This is a genomic window from Enterobacter cloacae complex sp. XAL002 (assembly GCF_049236805.1).
Taxonomy (GTDB): domain Bacteria; phylum Pseudomonadota; class Gammaproteobacteria; order Enterobacterales; family Enterobacteriaceae; genus Enterobacter; species Enterobacter intestinihominis.
The window spans coordinates 182,997-196,785 of sequence record NZ_JBMKJN010000002.1 but is presented as its reverse complement, the minus strand read 5'-3'; the positions used below and the strand labels follow the sequence as shown (position 1 = coordinate 196,785).

Here is a 13,789-nt window from a genome sequence, read left to right as displayed (position 1 = left end):
TCGCCCTGCGGGCCGTTGCTGAAGCAACGTTATCCTCCCTGGTGCTTGCGATTAACACGCAGACCTTGAAACAACAGCGTGGCTATTATCTCGGAGAATATGGTGCATCCGGGAGGATTCGAACCTCCGACCGCTCGGTTCGTAGCCGAGTACTCTATCCAGCTGAGCTACGGATGCATCGGGATTTACTGCTGTACTTCTCGATAGTCATATCACTTCAAAAGCAATATGAATTAAAAAATGGTGCATCCGGGAGGATTCGAACCTCCGACCGCTCGGTTCGTAGCCGAGTACTCTATCCAGCTGAGCTACGGATGCATCGGGATTTACTGCTGTACTTCTCGATACTCATATCACTTCAAAAGCAATATGAAGTAAAAAATGGTGCATCCGGGAGGATTCGAACCTCCGACCGCTCGGTTCGTAGCCGAGTACTCTATCCAGCTGAGCTACGGATGCATCGGGATTTACTGCTGTACTGCTCGATATTCATATCACTTCGAAAGCAATATGAAGTAATAGATGGTGCATCCGGGAGGATTCGAACCTCCGACCGCTCGGTTCGTAGCCGAGTACTCTATCCAGCTGAGCTACGGATGCAAAATGGCGGTGAGGCGGGGATTCGAACCCCGGATGCAGCTTTTGACCGCATACTCCCTTAGCAGGGGAGCGCCTTCAGCCTCTCGGCCACCTCACCACACAACGCCTCTTTCGAGTGCTTCGAGCAACTCGTTAAGAGCTTCTCGTCGCTGCGTGGCGCATATATTACTTTCTGGGACTTATAAGTCAAACAATTTTCCACATGCTTTTTTCGTTTGCACAATTCGCACGCAATTCGCATGTAAAAGCCGCAAAGAGAGTGTTTTATAAGCGGATTTTGCAGGCATCTTCACAGAATTGTGTTGAGAGAAGCGCGTCATTTGGATGAGATAAGATTATGAGAGTGGTCAAAAACGAAGCGTTTGAAATAGAACGGTAACTTTATGCAGGAAAAATAGCGGGAGGGTTGCGTCTCGCCCGACAGCGAGACGCGACAATATCAGTAACTGGACTGCTGGGATTTTTCAGCCTGGATACGCTGGTAGATCTCTTCACGGTGGACAGATACTTCTTTAGGAGCGTTAACACCAATACGTACCTGGTTACCCTTTACCCCTAAAACTGTCACGGTGACCTCATCCCCAATCATGAGGGTCTCACCAACTCGACGAGTCAGAATCAGCATTCTTTGCTCCTTGAAAGATTAAAAGAGTCGGGTCTCTTGTATCCCGGCATTATCCATCATATAACGCCAAAAAGTAAGCGATGACAAACACGTAAAGTGTAAGCAGTCACGGCATCACATTCTGTTAAACGTAAGTTTAGCCGATATACACAAACTCAACCTGACTTTATCGTTATCGATAGCGCAGTGAGCAAGACGCCATAACGTTACCGCTATGGCGTCTGCTTGTGCTTTGTAGTTATTACAGTTTCGCGCTTACCCAGCTTTCAACGCTGGCTAATGCCGCGGGAAGTGCCGCCGCATCCGTACCACCGGCTTGCGCCATGTCCGGACGACCGCCACCTTTGCCACCCACCTGCTGGGCGACCATGCCAATCAGTTCCCCTGCTTTGACACGATCCGTCACATCCTTAGAGACGCCCGCAATCAGAGAAACCTTACCCTCTGCGACCGTTGCCAGCACGATAACCGTCGAACCAAGCTGGTTCTTCAGATCGTCGACCATGGTACGCAGCATCTTAGGCTCAACGCCCGCCAGGTCGCTGACCAGCAGTTTGACGCCCTTAATGTCTACCGCTTTGCTGGAGAGGTTTGCGCTCTCCTGCGCCGCAGCCTGTTCTTTCAGCTGCTGGAGTTCTTTTTCCAGCTGACGGGTACGATCCAGCGCGACACGCACTTTCTCGCCCAGGTTCTGGCTATCGCCTTTCAGCAGCTGCGCGATCTCGTGCAGCTGGTCGCTCTGCGCATGCAGGCTGGCAATTGCACCTTCCCCGGTCACCGCCTCAATACGACGCACGCCTGCCGCCGTACCCGACTCGGAAACGATGCGGAACAAGCCGATGTCACCGGTGCGGGATGCGTGAGTACCGCCACACAGTTCGGTAGAGAAGTCGCCCATGCTCAGCACGCGAACGCGGTCGTCATATTTCTCGCCAAACAGCGCCATCGCACCTTTCTTCTTCGCTGCCTCAAGATCCATGATGTGGGTTTCGATTGGCAGGTTGCGGCGGATCTGGGCATTCACCAGGTCTTCCACCGCACGAATTTCAGACGGCTTCATCGCTTCAAAATGCGAGAAGTCGAAACGCAGCACTTTGTCGTTAACCAGAGAACCTTTCTGTGCAACGTGCGTACCCAGCACTTCGCGCAGGGCTGCGTGCATCAGGTGGGTTGCCGAGTGGTTCAGACGAATGCGCGCGCGGCGAGCTTCGTCAACGTTGGCCTGAACGCCCTCGCCCACTTTCAGAGAACCGGAAACCAGTTTGCCCTGGTGACCAATTGCCTGACCGTATTTCTGGGTATCGCTTACGCTGAAGCTGAAGCCATTGCCTTTCAGTTCGCCTTTATCGCCAACCTGGCCGCCGGATTCCGCATAGAACGGTGTTTTATCCAGGATAACAACCGCGTCCTGACCTGCGCTAATGCTGTCTACGGCTTTACCGTCAACAAACAGCGCGGTCACGTTGCTGGTCAGAGCCAGCTCTTCGTAGCCTTTAAATTCAGACGCGCTATCAACGCGGATCATCGCGTTGTAGTCCGCGCCAAAACCGCTGGATTCACGCGCACGACGACGCTGCTCTTCCATTGCGGCTTCAAAGCCTGCTTCGTCAACTTTGATGTTGCGCTCGCGGCAAACGTCCGCCGTCAGGTCAACCGGGAAGCCGTAGGTGTCGTACAGGCGGAAAGCGGTTTCGCCATCCAGCGTGTCGCCCTTGAGTTTCGCCAGCTCGTCGTCCAGCAGCGCCAGTCCGCGCTCCAGCGTACGGGCAAACTGCTCTTCTTCGGTTTTCAGAACCTGTTCAACCTGCGCCTGCTGGCGTTTCAGCTCGTCACCGGCAGAGCCCATCACGCCAATCAGTGGCCCAACGAGTTTATAGAAGAAGGTGTCCTTCGCGCCCAGCATGTTGCCATGACGGATCGCACGACGAATGATACGACGCAGCACATAGCCACGGTTTTCATTCGACGGGATAACGCCGTCAGCAATCAGGAACGCACAGGAACGAATATGGTCTGCGATAACGCGCAGTGATTTGTTGTTCAGATCGGTTGCGCCCGTCACTTCGGCAACGGCTTTGATCAGGGTGCTGAACAGGTCAATCTCATAGTTGGAGTTAACGTGTTGCAGAACGGCCGCGATACGCTCAAGACCCATACCGGTATCTACGGACGGTTTTGGCAGCGGCTCCATGGTGCCGTCGGCCTGACGGTTGAACTGCATGAAGACGATGTTCCAGATCTCAATGTAGCGATCGCCATCTTCTTCCGCGCTTCCCGGAGGGCCGCCCCAGATGTGGTCACCATGATCGTAGAAGATCTCGGTGCACGGACCGCAAGGGCCGGTGTCACCCATCTGCCAGAAGTTATCAGACGCGTAAGGCGCGCCTTTGTTGTCACCGATACGGATGATACGTTCGCGAGGGATACCCACTTCTTTTTCCCAGATGTCGAACGCTTCGTCATCGGTCTCATACACGGTCACCCACAGACGCTCTTTCGGCAGATTAAACCAGTTTTCACCGGTCAGCAGTTCCCACGCATATTGAATGGCGTCGTGTTTGAAGTAGTCGCCGAAGCTGAAGTTACCCAGCATTTCGAAGAAAGTGTGGTGGCGCGCGGTGTAACCGACGTTTTCCAGATCGTTGTGTTTACCGCCCGCACGCACGCAACGCTGTGAGGTTGTGGCGCGGGAATAATTACGCTTGTCGAGACCAAGGAACACATCCTTGAACTGGTTCATCCCGGCGTTGGTAAACAGCAGAGTCGGGTCATTGTTCGGTACCAGGGAGCTGCTGGCAACAACCTGGTGTCCCTTACTATGGAAAAAATCGAGAAACGCCTGACGGATCTCAGCGGTGCTCTTGCTCATAATTATCCTGAAATCAAGCTAACGAAATGTCGCAGCAGATCTGTATCTGTAAACAGTTGGACGGACCAGCTACTGGAAAAAGTGGGAATAAGATAAGTTTTCTTTAGTGGGAAGTAAAATCCCGCATGCGTTCAATCGGTAAAATTACGCCAGATATCCTGAATATCTTCCATCAGGAAGCCGCGGTAGAGCAAAAAGCGCTGGATTTTAACTTTTTCTGAAAATTCACGCGACAGCGGCTCACCGTACTTTCGTACCGCCTGCTCACGCGCCAGTTCGCACCAGTCGATTTCACTTTCGCGCATGGCTTTTTCAATCGATTCACGGGCTACACCTTTCTGGTTCAGCTCCTGGCGGATACGCGCTGGCCCATAGCCTTTACGACCACGGCTGGCAAGAAAGCGAGCGGCAAAACGGCCGTCATCCAGATAGTGATGCTCGTAGCACCAGGCAACCACGCGGTCATAATCTTCCGCGGTGGCATCAATGTCTTCCGGACCGTTTTTGCTCATGACGGGCGCTGACAGTTTCCGCCGCAGCTCCTGTTCGCTATGGTCACGCACGGCAAGAATACGCACGGCCCGATCCAGCAAGCGTGAGTAGGCTGGTCGGCGTGATGTCGGTTCACTCATAAAAAACCTGTCGATTCAGAAATGCAAAAAGGGCCGCATCAGCAGCCCTTCATTTTTATCCGAGAGGATTAAAAATCTTCGTTGGTTTCTTCAGCATCCGCGCCGTCGACCACGAAATCAGGTTTAGAGTCCTGGTTGCTCAGCAGGAGTTCACGCACCTTCTTCTCAATCTCTTTCGCCGCCGCCGGGTTCTCTTTCAGCCAGGAGATAGCATTCGCTTTACCCTGACCAATCTTGTCACCGTTGTAGCTGTACCATGCGCCCGCTTTTTCAATCAGCTTCTCTTTCACGCCCAGGTCAACCAGCTCGCCGAGGAAGTTGATACCTTCGCCGTAGAGGATCTGGAATTCAGCCTGTTTGAACGGTGCTGCGATTTTGTTCTTCACAACCTTCACGCGGGTTTCGCTACCGACGACGTTATCCCCTTCTTTCACCGCGCCGATACGGCGGATATCCAGACGGACAGAAGCATAGAATTTCAGAGCGTTACCGCCGGTGGTGGTTTCCGGGTTACCGAACATTACACCAATTTTCATACGGATCTGGTTGATGAAGATCAGCAGCGTATTGGACTGCTTCAGGTTACCCGCCAGCTTACGCATCGCCTGGCTCATCATACGTGCCGCGAGGCCCATGTGAGAGTCACCGATTTCACCTTCAATTTCCGCTTTTGGCGTCAGCGCCGCAACGGAGTCGACGATGATCACGTCAACCGCACCTGAGCGCGCCAGCGCGTCACAAATTTCCAGTGCCTGCTCGCCGGTGTCCGGCTGGGAGCACAGCAGGTTGTCGATATCAACGCCCAGTTTACGGGCATAGACCGGGTCCAGCGCGTGCTCGGCATCGATAAACGCACAGGTTTTACCTTCGCGCTGTGCCGCCGCAACAACCTGCAACGTCAGGGTGGTTTTACCCGAGGATTCCGGACCGTAGATTTCTACGATACGGCCCATCGGCAAACCGCCAGCGCCCAGTGCGATATCAAGAGAAAGCGAACCAGTGGAGATAGTTTCCACATCCATGGAACGGTCTTCACCCAGGCGCATGATGGAGCCTTTACCGAATTGCTTTTCGATCTGGCCCAGTGCTGCCGCCAACGCTTTCTGTTTGTTTTCGTCGATAGCCATTATTACTCCTGTCATGCCGGGAGAAGCAACTGCGCTTCACCATGGACTTCTGTTCTGTTGAGGCAATTATACTGTATAGTCATACAGTATCAAGTATTTTGTAGAAATTGTTGCCAGAGCGTTTTTAACGCGTATTCCGTTGCCTGACGACGCACGCTTTCGCGATCGCCGCTGAAGCATTCCCGGCGGGTGATCCCTTCACCTTTTGAGGTGGCAAAGCCAAACCAGACGGTGCCGACAGGCTTCACGTCGCTGCCGCCGTCCGGCCCCGCGATACCGCTGATGGAGATAGCGTAATCTGCGCGCGCCTCTTTCAGCGCGCCAATCGCCATTTCGATCACCACCGGCTCGCTGACCGCGCCATGCTGCTCAAGCGTGGCTTCACGCACGCCAATCATCTGCGCTTTAGCCTCGTTACTGTAGGTCACAAAGCCGCGTTCAAACCAGGCGGAACTGCCAGCAATATCGGTAATTGCTTTCGCCACCCAGCCGCCGGTGCAGGATTCTGCGGTCGTGAGAGTCGCGCCGCGCTGTTTCAGCGCCAGCCCCACCACTTCGCTTAGCTGCATCAATTCATGGTCAGTCATTCTCGCTCCAGGCCTTAGAAAAACATGCAGCACAAGATAGCACTTTCTCATCAAATATGGGGATGCGCGTCGGGTTTTACGAGGGGGCTTCAGAAAAAAGCCGATGCGGGCGCACCGGCCAGAGAGACGCTTATTTCATGCTGTTAGCGAGGGTGTCTACATTGTGGCGAAACGCCTTGACGTAGGTGTCCGCCACGCCGCCCTTCGCGGACAGCGCTTCCGGGTAAAGTTCACCGCCCGGCTGGGCGCCCGTGGCGGTCGCAATCTGCTTCACCAGGCGCGGATCAAGCTGGTTTTCCATAAACCATGTTTTCACGCCGTCAGCTTTAATCTGATTAATGATCTCCGCCACCTGCGCCGCGCTGGCTTCACTCTCAGACGACAGCCCCTGCGGCGCCATAAACGTCACGCCGTAGGCGCGGCTGAAATAGCCGAAAGCGTCGTGGCTGGTCAGCACTTTGCGCTTCGCCTGTGGGATGTCGCTGAAACGCTTCTTAGCCCAACCGTCCAGCTGAGAGAGCTGCGCAATATAGGGTTTACCGGTAGCTTCAAGCGCCGCCGTATCTTCAGGATCGGCCTTCACCAGCCCAGAGAGAATATTTTGCGCATACAGCGCGCCGTTCGCCGCGCTGTTCCACGCGTGCGGATCGGTCACTGTTTTACCGTCCTCTTCCAGCGTGTGCGTTTTCACGCCGTCCGAAGCAACCACCAGCTGGCCTTTGAATCCGGAGGCTTTCACCAGACGATCGAGCCAGCCTTCCAGCCCCAGCCCATTGACTACCACCACGTCGGCTTTACTCAGCGCCGCGCTGTCTTTGGGCGAGGGTTCGAAAGTATGGGGATCACCGTCCGGCCCCACCAGCGTCGTCACCTTCACACGATCGCCGCCAACCTGCTGCGTGATGTCTCCCAGGATGGAAAAGCTGGTCACCACATTAAGCGTTTTCGCCATTACGCCGTGCGTCATCATGCCGAGCGCGAGCGCCACGGCTAACCCTGTACGTTTCATCGTTTCCCCTTGCGTTAAAAAAGTGCCCGCAGGCTATCCGCCAGCCTGCTGCGCGTGCCAAATAAAACGGAAATAAAGAACAATGCGCTGGCGGTCAGCACAATGGAGGGCCCGGCGGGCAGACTCACTGCCCAGGAAAGGCTTAAGCCCAGCCACGCGCAAAAAATACCGCTGATACCCGCCATCAGAAGTAACCCTGGCAGGGTGCGCACCCAGCAGCGTGCCGCCACGGCGGGCAACATCATCAGCCCGACGGCCATCAACGTGCCGAGCACCTGAAAACCGGCCACCAGGTTGAGCACCAGCAGCGCCAGAAACAGACCGTGTAACATCCCGGGCAGCCAGCGCGCGTTCACCTGCAACCACGCGGTATCGAACGCTTCGCTGACCAGCCCACGATAAAACATCGCCAGCGTGAGGAGCGTGAACATGCAAACGCCCGTCACGAACAGGGCTGACGCGCTATCCACGGCGAGAATGGAGCCAAACAGAAGATGAAGCAGATCGACATTTGAACCGCGCAGCGACACCAGCGTGACGCCCAGCGCCAGGGAACCCAGGTAAAACCCCGCGAAGCTGGCATCCTCTTTAAGGGGCGTGCGGCGGCTGACCAGCCCGGCCACCAGCGCAACGGCGATCCCGGCAATAAACCCGCCGACAGTCATTGCCAGCAGCGACATACCGCTGAGCAGATAGCCCACCGCGACACCCGGCAAAATGGCATGAGAAAGGGCGTCCCCCATCAGGCTCATCCGACGCAGCTGAAGGAATACCCCCAGCGCCGTGGTGCTGACGGAGAGCGCCAGGCAAACCACCAGCGCACGGCGCATAAAGCCGTACTCAATAAACGGCTGGAAGAATGTATGCCAGATCATGCCACCCTCACCCGCTCGGTTTTCCATTGGGGACTATCAGCGTCCAGACGTAACGTCTGCGGGAAGTGACGTGCTACGCGCTCGCTGTCATGCAGAACCGCCAGCAGGGTCTGCCCCTGCATATACATCTCCAGCATCAGATCCATCAGCACGTTGCAGGTCGCCTCATCAACGCCGGTGAAGGGTTCGTCCAGCATCACCAGCGGTGCCTGCTGCACTAAAACGCGGGCAAACAGCATGCGCTGGAATTGCCCGCCGGAGAGTTCATCGATGGTGGATAACGCCATGGACGCCAGCCCCACGCGCTCAAGCGCGCCGGCAATGCGCATGCGGGTATCCCGACGAAAACTGGCAAATAGCGAGATTGCTGGCCAGCAGCCCATGCTCACCACGTCCTGCACGGTCAGAGGAAATTGCGCCTCCAGCGCGTGACGCTGCGCCAGCCAGCCCACCACCGGACGTCTCCCCTGCCAGCGAAACGTACCGCTGACGGGCGGAAGAAAGCCAGCGAGCGTTTTCAGCAGCGTGGATTTGCCGCAGCCGTTGGCCCCGACGATGGCGGTCATGCTCCCGCGTTCAATCACGCCGGACAGTGCGCGCGTAACGGGCTGGCGATCGTAACCCGCCACGAGGTCGTTCATCACGATCATGGCAACGCCACCGCCCAGCGCACGGCCAGGCCGAGAAACAGAATGAGCATCAGCGCCAGCAGCAGACGAACCGGGGATGAGAGAGAAAACAGGGACATGGACATCTCAATTCAAAATTATGTTATAACATAACAATAATGAAAGACGATTAAGATGTAAACGGCGGGAGTGAAATGGGAATGTGGCGAAATGTTTCTGCAAACTTCCCTCTCCCGTGGGAGAGGGTCAGGGTGAGGGCATCAGGCCGCACCGTGCGGGCAGCCATGCCGGGTGGCGGCGTTGCCTTACCCGGCCTACCCGTCGGGGTAACTTACTGGCTAAACGGTGACGCTGCCGGCACACGCGCCTGAGACACCGCCAGCCCCAGCTGCCACACCGCCATCGCATAGTGCGTGCTGTGGTTGTAGCGGGTAATGGTGTAGAAGTTCGGCAGTCCGAACCAGTACTGATAACCGGTTCCGACATCCAGGCGCAGCAGGCTCACCTGGTCAACATTGCCCAGCGGCTGCGACGGCGTTAAGCCTGCCGCTGCAAGCTGCGCCACGCTGTATTTGGTTTTAAATCCGTTTTCCAGACCAAACGCCTCACCGTTCGCCTGCACCGCCACCTGGCCGCCCGGCGTCCAGCCGTGCGCTTTGAAGTAGTTGGCCACGCTGCCAATGGCGTCTTCGGGATCCCACAGGTTGATGTGACCATCCCCGTTAAAATCTACCGCGTACTGCTTATAGGAGGACGGCATAAACTGGCCGTAGCCCATCGCACCGGCGAACGACCCTTTCAGATCTAACGGATCGTCCTGTTCGTCTCGCGCCATGAGCAGGAAGGTTTCCAGTTCAGAGGAGAAATACTCGGCGCGGCGCGGGTAGTTGAAGGAGAGCGTCGCCAGCGCATCGAGGATGCGGGTTTTACCCATAATGCGTCCCCAGCGAGTCTCGACCCCAATAATACCGACGATGATCTCCGGCGGCACGCCATAGACCTGCCACGCACGATTCAGGGCGTCTTCATACTGATTCCAGAACACCACGCCATTTTGCACGTTGTCCGGGGTAATAAACTGTTTGCGATAGCGCAGCCACGCCCCGTTTGGCCCGGTCGGCACCTGGGCCGTCGGCGCCTGCCTGTCCATCAGGCGCAGCACGTAGTCCAGACGCTTCGCCTGAGACAAAATGGCATGCAGCTGCTGGCGATCAAAACCGTGCTTGCTCACCATTTTATCGATGAACTGTTCGGCCGCAGGGTTATTCGCGAAGTCGCCGCCCATCTGCATCATATTGTGCTGCGGCTCAAGCAGAAACCCGCCGGAAGGCGCGCCCGCCGTTTGTTGAACAGCTTCAGTCCTGGGTTTGCTACTACAGGCGGACAGGAGAATAAGCGCAGGTAACAGCGCTGCATAACGACGCTTGAACATGTGGCATCCATTTAACGAGTTCGGTAAGAACCCAGTATGGTAAAGCATCCGCAACACCTCAAGGAAGCGGTACACACCTCCCCAACGCAAATCCGCGCTTTTTTCCATCGAAAATCATTCGCCCCACCAATTATCTTTCAAATTAATCCATTTTTCTTTCATTGTGAGATCTAATTAACACTTTAAAATCTTTCAATTTGATTATTATTAGCCCCGAACAGACAAAAAAAAACGCCCTACAGGAGAGAAGAATGATAGAAACCATCACCCACGGCGCCGAGTGGTTCATCGGGCTTTTTCAGAAAGGCGGCGAGGTATTCACCGGCATGGTGACCGGGATCCTGCCCCTGCTGATCAGCCTGCTGGTGATCATGAACGCGCTGATTAACTTTATCGGCCAGCAGCGTATTGAACGCTTCGCCCAGCGCTGCGCCGGAAACCCGCTGTCCCGCTACCTGATCCTGCCCTTCATCGGCACCTTTGTGTTCTGCAACCCGATGACCTTAAGCCTCGGCCGCTTTATGCCAGAGAAGTACAAGCCGAGCTATTACGCCGCCGCCTCCTACAGCTGCCATTCCATGAACGGCCTGTTCCCGCACATCAACCCCGGCGAGCTGTTCGTTTATCTCGGGATCGCCAGCGGCCTTACCACGCTTGGCCTGCCGCTCGGCCCGCTGGCGGTGAGCTACCTGCTGGTCGGTCTGGTCACCAACTTCTTCCGCGGCTGGGTGACGGATCTCACCACCGCCATTTTTGAGAAAAAAATGGGCATCCAGCTTGAACAGAAAGTCCATCTTTCAGGAGCTACAGCATGAACCGGATCCGCATTGAGAAAGGCACGGGCGGCTGGGGCGGCCCGCTGGAGTTCGACGCCACCGAAGGCAAAAAGATTGTGTACATCACCGCGGGCACGCGCCCGGCGATCGTCGACAGGCTGCACGAGCTGACGGGCTGGGAAGCGGTCGACGGCTTCAAGGAAGGGGAACCGCCGGAAGCGGAAATCGGCGTGGCGGTGATCGACTGCGGCGGTACGCTGCGCTGCGGCATCTATCCGAAGCGCCGCATTCCGACGGTAAATATTCACTCCACCGGGAAATCCGGCCCGCTGGCGCAGTACATCCTTGAGGATATTTATGTCTCTGGGGTGAAGGAGGACAACATCACGCTGGTGAATGGCACATCCGCGCCGCAAAAAGCGGCCCCGCGCGAGTACGACACCAGCAAAAAAATCACCGAGCAGAGCGATGGCCTGCTGGCGAAGGTCGGGATGGGGATGGGGTCCGCCGTGGCGGTGCTGTTCCAGTCCGGGCGCGACACCATCGACACGGTGCTGAAAACCATTCTGCCGTTTATGGCGTTCGTCTCGGCGCTGATCGGTATCATCATGGCCTCCGGCCTCGGCGACTGGATTGCCCACGGCCTCGCCCCGCTCGCCAGCCACCCGCTCGGCCTGGTGACGCTGGCGCTGATCTGCTCCTTCCCGCTGCTGTCGCCGTTTCTCGGCCCGGGCGCGGTGATTGCCCAGGTCATCGGCGTGCTGATTGGCGTACAGATTGGTCTGGGCAACATTCCCCCGCACCTCGCTCTGCCTGCCCTTTTTGCCATTAACGCTCAGGCGGCGTGCGACTTCATCCCCGTCGGGCTGTCGCTGGCGGAAGCACGTCAGGACACCGTGCGCGTGGGCGTCCCCTCCGTGCTGGTGAGCCGCTTCCTGACGGGCGCGCCCACGGTGCTGATTGCCTGGTTTGTCTCCGGCTTTATTTATCAATAAGAGGTTCCTGCCATGACCGTGATTTACCAGACCACCATTACCCGCATCGGCCAGAGCGCAGCCGATGCGCTGAGCGACCAGATGCTGATCACCTTCCGCGAAGGGGCGCCTGCGGATATCGAAGAGTTTTGCTTTATCCACTGCCACGGCGAGCTAAACGGCGAGCTGAAGGCCGGGAGCCAGCTTGAGCTGGGCGAGGCGCGCTATGCCGTGACCGCCGTCGGCGACGTCGCTGAACAAAACCTGCGCGAGCTGGGGCACATCACCCTGCGTTTTGACGGGCAGCCGCAGGCGGAGTATCCCGGCACGGTTCACGTTGAGGGGCCGGTTCCGCAGGCTGTCACACCAGGCTGTACGTTAAAATTTGTTGCGTAATTAAGGAGAAACACATGAGTCAGGTTGCCGTTGTCATTGGTGGGGGACAAACCTTAGGCGAGTTCCTCTGCCGTGGGCTTGCCGCAGAGGGTTACCGCGTGGCGGTTGTGGACATTCAGAGTGAAAAAGCCGCCCGCGTGGCGGACGCCATCAACACCGAGTTTGGCGAAGGGATGGCGTACGGATTTGGTGCCGACGCCACCAGCGAGCAGAGCGTGATGGCGCTGGCCCGCGGCGTAGATGAGATATTTGGGCGTATCGACCTGCTGGTCTACAGCGCGGGGATCGCGAAAGCGGCCTTTATCAGCGATTTCGAACTGGGGGATTTTGACCGCTCGTTGCAGGTGAATCTGGTGGGCTATTTCCTCTGCGCCCGTGAGTTTTCCCGGCTGATGATCCGCGATGGTATTCAGGGGCGCATCATTCAGATCAACTCGAAATCCGGGAAAGTGGGCAGCAAGCACAACTCCGGCTACAGCGCGGCGAAGTTTGGCGGCGTGGGGCTGACGCAGTCTCTGGCGCTGGATCTGGCCGAATACGGCATCACCGTTCACTCGCTGATGCTGGGTAACCTGTTGAAATCGCCGATGTTCCAGTCCCTGCTGCCGCAGTACGCCTCCAAGCTCGGCATCAAAGCTGAAGAAGTGGAGCAGTACTACATCGACAAAGTGCCGCTCAAGCGCGGGTGTGATTATCAGGACGTGCTGAACATGCTGCTGTTTTACGCCAGCCCGAAAGCCTCGTACTGCACCGGGCAGTCGATTAACGTCACCGGTGGGCAGGTGATGTTCTGATCGAGCGGCCTGATGCCCTCACCCTAACCCTCTCCCACCGGGAGAGGGAACAAAACAAGGAGCCGATATGGTAACCGCATTAATCACCGTCGCCGCCCTCGCCTGGATCTGCCAGATGGCGTTTGGCGGCTGGCAAATCCATCAGTTTAACCGCGCGTTTGACGCCCTGTGCCAGAAAGGCCGTGTGGGCGTCGGGCGTTCCGGCGGACGCTTCAAACCGCGGGTTGTCGTCGCTGTTGCGCTGGATGAAAACAATAAGGTCTGCGATTCCCTCATCATGCGCGGCATGACCGTCTTTGCCCGTCCGGTGAAAATCCAGGCGATCAACGGCATTTTGCTGCATGAATTACAACCTGATGTGATCTTCCCCCATGATTCACTCTGTCAGAATGCACTATCATTAGCGCTTAATCTGAAACAGGGATAATTTCGTTGTGAAAGTTATAAACTTGCGGAATTATCAT

At 56.5% G+C, this 13,789-nt stretch carries 14 protein-coding genes and 5 tRNA genes; 5 read left to right on the top strand and 14 right to left on the bottom strand.

Going from position 1 to position 13,789, the window contains the following annotated elements:
• Nucleotides 1–100: 100 nt before the first annotated feature.
• The 14 genes from ACOT0L_RS02580 to mltB form a co-directional block, all read right to left on the bottom strand.
• Nucleotides 101–177: transfer RNA gene (locus tag ACOT0L_RS02580), tRNA-Arg, on the bottom strand.
• Between the two features lie 64 nt (nucleotides 178–241).
• Nucleotides 242–318: transfer RNA gene (locus ACOT0L_RS02575), tRNA-Arg, on the bottom strand.
• 64 nt (nucleotides 319–382) lie between these two features.
• Nucleotides 383–459 (bottom strand) — tRNA-Arg (locus tag ACOT0L_RS02570).
• A 64-nt stretch (nucleotides 460–523) separates the two neighbouring features.
• Nucleotides 524–600, bottom strand: a tRNA-Arg gene (locus tag ACOT0L_RS02565).
• A 4-nt stretch (nucleotides 601–604) separates the two neighbouring features.
• Nucleotides 605–697: transfer RNA gene (locus ACOT0L_RS02560), tRNA-Ser, on the bottom strand.
• A gap of 342 nt (nucleotides 698–1,039) precedes the next feature.
• Nucleotides 1,040–1,225 carry a carbon storage regulator CsrA gene (csrA, locus tag ACOT0L_RS02555; RefSeq protein WP_000906486.1) on the bottom strand — a complete coding sequence of 62 codons (186 nt, stop codon included), beginning with the start codon at nucleotides 1,223–1,225 and terminating at the stop codon, nucleotides 1,040–1,042.
• A gap of 241 nt (nucleotides 1,226–1,466) precedes the next feature.
• Nucleotides 1,467–4,094, bottom strand: coding sequence for an alanine--tRNA ligase (alaS, locus tag ACOT0L_RS02550; protein WP_022649139.1), 2,628 nt, complete (start codon nucleotides 4,092–4,094; stop codon nucleotides 1,467–1,469).
• Nucleotides 4,095–4,225: 131 nt separating this feature from the next.
• Nucleotides 4,226–4,726, bottom strand: a complete 501-nt coding sequence (gene recX, locus ACOT0L_RS02545; RefSeq protein WP_038416578.1) for a recombination regulator RecX — start codon at nucleotides 4,724–4,726, stop codon at nucleotides 4,226–4,228.
• Nucleotides 4,727–4,794: 68 nt separating this feature from the next.
• Entirely contained in the window at nucleotides 4,795–5,853 is a 1,059-nt protein-coding gene (recA, locus tag ACOT0L_RS02540; protein WP_022649140.1) for a recombinase RecA, read from the bottom strand.
• Between the two features lie 89 nt (nucleotides 5,854–5,942).
• Complete coding sequence (gene pncC, locus ACOT0L_RS02535; protein WP_003862172.1) at nucleotides 5,943–6,440, bottom strand: nicotinamide-nucleotide amidase; 498 nt, start codon at nucleotides 6,438–6,440, stop codon at nucleotides 5,943–5,945.
• A gap of 130 nt (nucleotides 6,441–6,570) precedes the next feature.
• Nucleotides 6,571–7,449, bottom strand: coding sequence for a metal ABC transporter substrate-binding protein (locus tag ACOT0L_RS02530; RefSeq protein ID WP_022649141.1), 879 nt, complete (start codon nucleotides 7,447–7,449; stop codon nucleotides 6,571–6,573).
• A gap of 14 nt (nucleotides 7,450–7,463) precedes the next feature.
• Nucleotides 7,464–8,324: a metal ABC transporter permease gene (locus ACOT0L_RS02525; RefSeq protein WP_022649142.1), complete on the bottom strand. Its 861-nt coding sequence runs from the start codon at nucleotides 8,322–8,324 to the stop codon at nucleotides 7,464–7,466.
• Nucleotides 8,321–8,974 carry a metal ABC transporter ATP-binding protein gene (locus ACOT0L_RS02520; protein ID WP_023298453.1) on the bottom strand — a complete coding sequence of 218 codons (654 nt, stop codon included), beginning with the start codon at nucleotides 8,972–8,974 and terminating at the stop codon, nucleotides 8,321–8,323. The genes ACOT0L_RS02525 and ACOT0L_RS02520 overlap by 4 nt, the downstream gene beginning before the upstream one ends.
• A gap of 310 nt (nucleotides 8,975–9,284) precedes the next feature.
• Entirely contained in the window at nucleotides 9,285–10,385 is a 1,101-nt protein-coding gene (gene mltB / locus ACOT0L_RS02515) for a lytic murein transglycosylase B (protein ID WP_022649145.1), read from the bottom strand.
• A 251-nt stretch (nucleotides 10,386–10,636) separates the two neighbouring features.
• Here mltB and srlA point away from each other — a divergent pair, with 251 nt between their 5' ends.
• From srlA to gutM, 5 genes are all read left to right on the top strand, one after another.
• Nucleotides 10,637–11,200 (top strand): PTS glucitol/sorbitol transporter subunit IIC, encoded by a 564-nt coding sequence (srlA, locus tag ACOT0L_RS02510; protein ID WP_003862164.1) that lies wholly within the window; start codon nucleotides 10,637–10,639, stop codon nucleotides 11,198–11,200.
• A complete protein-coding gene (srlE, locus tag ACOT0L_RS02505; RefSeq protein WP_022649146.1) occupies nucleotides 11,197–12,156 on the top strand; it encodes a PTS glucitol/sorbitol transporter subunit IIB in 960 nt (319 codons plus the stop codon). Before srlA ends, srlE begins: the two co-directional genes overlap by 4 nt.
• A 12-nt stretch (nucleotides 12,157–12,168) precedes the next feature.
• Nucleotides 12,169–12,531, top strand: coding sequence for a PTS glucitol/sorbitol transporter subunit IIA (srlB, locus tag ACOT0L_RS02500; protein ID WP_022649147.1), 363 nt, complete (start codon nucleotides 12,169–12,171; stop codon nucleotides 12,529–12,531).
• A 14-nt stretch (nucleotides 12,532–12,545) separates the two neighbouring features.
• Entirely contained in the window at nucleotides 12,546–13,325 is a 780-nt protein-coding gene (srlD, locus tag ACOT0L_RS02495) for a sorbitol-6-phosphate dehydrogenase (protein ID WP_023298456.1), read from the top strand.
• A gap of 67 nt (nucleotides 13,326–13,392) precedes the next feature.
• Nucleotides 13,393–13,752, top strand: a complete 360-nt coding sequence (gutM, locus tag ACOT0L_RS02490; RefSeq protein WP_126502709.1) for a transcriptional regulator GutM — start codon at nucleotides 13,393–13,395, stop codon at nucleotides 13,750–13,752.
• Nucleotides 13,753–13,789: the final 37 nt, after the last annotated feature.

Coding starts and splice junctions, on each gene's coding strand:
- csrA (WP_000906486.1), bottom strand. CDS start 1,225: ATGCTGATTCTGACTCGTCGAGTTGGTGAGACCCTCATGATTGGGGAT.
- alaS (WP_022649139.1), bottom strand. CDS start 4,094: ATGAGCAAGAGCACCGCTGAGATCCGTCAGGCGTTTCTCGATTTTTTC.
- recX (WP_038416578.1), bottom strand. CDS start 4,726: ATGAGTGAACCGACATCACGCCGACCAGCCTACTCACGCTTGCTGGAT.
- recA (WP_022649140.1), bottom strand. CDS start 5,853: ATGGCTATCGACGAAAACAAACAGAAAGCGTTGGCGGCAGCACTGGGC.
- pncC (WP_003862172.1), bottom strand. CDS start 6,440: ATGACTGACCATGAATTGATGCAGCTAAGCGAAGTGGTGGGGCTGGCG.
- ACOT0L_RS02530 (WP_022649141.1), bottom strand. CDS start 7,449: ATGAAACGTACAGGGTTAGCCGTGGCGCTCGCGCTCGGCATGATGACG.
- ACOT0L_RS02525 (WP_022649142.1), bottom strand. CDS start 8,324: ATGATCTGGCATACATTCTTCCAGCCGTTTATTGAGTACGGCTTTATG.
- ACOT0L_RS02520 (WP_023298453.1), bottom strand. CDS start 8,974: ATGATCGTGATGAACGACCTCGTGGCGGGTTACGATCGCCAGCCCGTT.
- mltB (WP_022649145.1), bottom strand. CDS start 10,385: ATGTTCAAGCGTCGTTATGCAGCGCTGTTACCTGCGCTTATTCTCCTG.
- srlA (WP_003862164.1), top strand. CDS start 10,637: ATGATAGAAACCATCACCCACGGCGCCGAGTGGTTCATCGGGCTTTTT.
- srlE (WP_022649146.1), top strand. CDS start 11,197: ATGAACCGGATCCGCATTGAGAAAGGCACGGGCGGCTGGGGCGGCCCG.
- srlB (WP_022649147.1), top strand. CDS start 12,169: ATGACCGTGATTTACCAGACCACCATTACCCGCATCGGCCAGAGCGCA.
- srlD (WP_023298456.1), top strand. CDS start 12,546: ATGAGTCAGGTTGCCGTTGTCATTGGTGGGGGACAAACCTTAGGCGAG.
- gutM (WP_126502709.1), top strand. CDS start 13,393: ATGGTAACCGCATTAATCACCGTCGCCGCCCTCGCCTGGATCTGCCAG.